This window comes from Synechococcus sp. H55.11 (assembly GCF_047462475.1).
Taxonomy (GTDB): domain Bacteria; phylum Cyanobacteriota; class Cyanobacteriia; order Thermostichales; family Thermostichaceae; genus Thermostichus.
The window spans coordinates 1-1,581 of record NZ_JANSJI010000120.1 but is presented as its reverse complement, the minus strand read 5'-3'; the positions used below and the strand labels follow the sequence as shown (position 1 = coordinate 1,581).

1 protein-coding gene and 1 pseudogene are annotated in these 1,581 nt (G+C 61.5%); both read left to right on the top strand.

The genetic code is table 11. The features are described from left to right. Positions 1-583: pseudogene (locus NW853_RS05280) on the top strand (peptidase M8); the annotation flags it as partial. Between the two features lie 2 nt (positions 584-585). After that, the gene (locus tag NW853_RS05275) at positions 586-1,521 is read left to right on the top strand and encodes a hypothetical protein (RefSeq protein ID WP_414348190.1); all 936 of its coding nucleotides are present in this window, start codon (positions 586-588) and stop codon (positions 1,519-1,521) included. The last annotated feature ends 60 nt before the right edge of the window (positions 1,522-1,581 follow it).

Below are 1,581 nucleotides of genomic sequence, written 5' to 3'. Positions count from 1 at the left end.
CCAGATTGTTAGCTTTGTCACCAACGTTTTGCGGGGGCAGCCGCCCATAACTTTGGCGGAGGGGACCACGGCCAACCCCAACCCAGTTGCCATTTCTGACTTCGATGGCGACGGCAGGGGGGGAACGATTCGCGACGCGGCCATCTTGTTTGCCATTGACACTCTGCGAACCCGCGACGCCAACCGCATCAACGATTTTGTCAACAATGTGCTGCGGCTACAGCCTCCCCTTAACCTGACGCCCGAACAGGCAGCCAGGTTGCCGGGGCCGGGGTTTGTCCCACCGACAGCCTCGCCTACTCCTTCCCCCACGGCCTCGCCCTCGCCGTCACCCCCTGATGAGATCACCATCCTGGGGGTGCCGCAGACGGTAACGGGTCGCCTGACCACCAGTAGTCCGCGGGATCCCCGTCGCCCGGATCACTTCATCCAGGACTTCCTGCTCAGCGCGTCCATGGGGCAAACGGTGCGGATCCAGCTTTCCAGCAGCGAGTTTGATACTTACCTCTTCATCGTTAACCAGGCTACCGGGCAGGTAATTGCCGAAAACGACGACTTTGGGGGAGTAGGAATTCCCAGCTAGACTTGGTTGTGCAAGCTGGAATTAACTACTTGGTGCGGGTTAGCAGTTACGACCGTGGTGCTACAGGCGTTTTCCAGCTTAGGACTGCTCTGGTTGGCTCGGCACCTACTCCTGCTCCTACAGCTTCTCCCCCTGCCGGCGGCTTCAACATCGAGGTTGAATTTATCGACAATAGCCTCAGCCCTTCCCAGCGCGATATTGTTCTGCAAGCGGCCCGGCGCTGGGAGCAGATCATCACCGGCGATCTGCCCGATGCTGCCGTAATACTGCAGGCCGGTTTCTGCTCAGGTGGTTTCCCGCCAACAGCGCTGGTCAATCGCCGGGTGGACGACATCTTGGTGCAGGTAACCGGTGCCCGGCTTCTCTCTGGCCCTAGCGCTCCGGGGGGGACCCTTGGCCAAGGTGGCCCCTGTGGCTCTCCCCGGCCCGGGATCGGCATTTTCCCCTATGGCATAGTAGGGCTAGACCCTGCCGATCTGGCCAGGCTAGAAGCTGAGGGGCGTCTATTCCACGTGGTTCTGCACGAGTTGGGCCATGTGCTCGGCTTTGGCACCATACCCAATTGGCGTCCCCTTCTCCTCAACCGTGGCACCGACAACCCGCGCTTTGCGGGCCCTCAAGCTGTGGCTCAGTACAACAGCCTTGGCGGACTTGGCAATGTGCCGGTGGAGCTGCAGGTAGAAGCTCATTGGCGGGGGACGTTGGGCCTTGAGCTGATGACGCCTATCCTGCCCCCTCCGCCCCTGCGCCCCGTTCTTAGCCGCATTACGGCAGCGGCCATGCAGGATCTGGGGTTTACTGGCATCAATCTTGCGGCGGCGGATTCTTATACCCTGCCCCCAGAAGGCCGCCGCCTGCCGCCGACAGGAGAGTGGCTCTTCTTGGGCGACGACGCCATCTTTGGGCCCATTGGCGGCGAGACGCGGCTGTTGCCCTAGGACAACACCTAAACTGTGGATGGCCCTGCTGGCTGTTGCCCGGCAGGGCCCCTTTGGTAT